The organism is Thauera butanivorans NBRC 103042 (assembly GCF_001591165.1).
GTDB classification, from domain to species: domain Bacteria; phylum Pseudomonadota; class Gammaproteobacteria; order Burkholderiales; family Rhodocyclaceae; genus Thauera; species Thauera butanivorans.
Window position 1 is genome coordinate 1 of the sequence record NZ_BCUG01000145.1, and the last position, 749, is coordinate 749.

Sequence of the window (749 nt, forward strand, 5' to 3'; positions counted from 1 at the left end):
TTTCGGCAGGCCGGCGGAATGCGAAATTTTAGCCTGCCTGTGCGGCGGCCTTTGCGCGCTTTCGATGGCCGGAAAACGGAAAACGGACAGGCTCATTCCCGCGGGGAAGGCGGCCGGTAGCGCCGATGGATTTCCTGGCGTGCCAGCGCGTTGTCGATCTGCTGCTGATCGGCGCCGATCTCGCGCAGCATCTGCTCGGTGATCGGCACCCCGTCGCGCAGCCAGTCGTCGATCTTCCAGTACTTGCGACGCCCATGCTCGGGCAGTTTCCATATCTCCTGCCGGTCCAGAGCCTGGAGGACCTGTTCGTCATTGGCGCCGATCTCGCGCAGCATCTGTTCGGTGAAAGGCACGCCATCGTTGAGCCAGCGGCCGATCTGGCGGCCGGGCATCGGCGGCAGGACTTCCTCGTCATACCACTTGAGCACGCGGCGCACGGTATCGTCGTCCGCGCCGTGCTCGCGCAGCAACGCTTCGGTGATGTCGGTCTTGGCGCGCAGCCAGCGGCTGAGAAGGCGATCATCAAATTGAGGAAAGCGGATGCCGCGCTCGATGAACGCGCGTTTGAGGCGGGCATAGCAGCGGCCTTCGTTGCGCGTCTCCTTCAGGTCGATGCCGTTGAGTGCGGCCGCCCCTTCATTGATGTAAATCCAGTCATCCTTCTCCAGGACAGAAGGTCTGCCATCCAGACGCATGCCGGTTCTCGCGTGCACATCGGCACCCAGCTCGATCAGGTGCAGGGCCGCTTC

General features: G+C 63.4%; 1 protein-coding gene. It reads right to left on the bottom strand.

The window, feature by feature from the left end:
- Positions 1-92 precede the first annotated feature (92 nt).
- A partial coding sequence (locus tag TBU01S_RS22740) for a hypothetical protein (RefSeq protein WP_157659271.1) occupies positions 93-749 on the bottom strand: 657 nt, incomplete at its 5' end.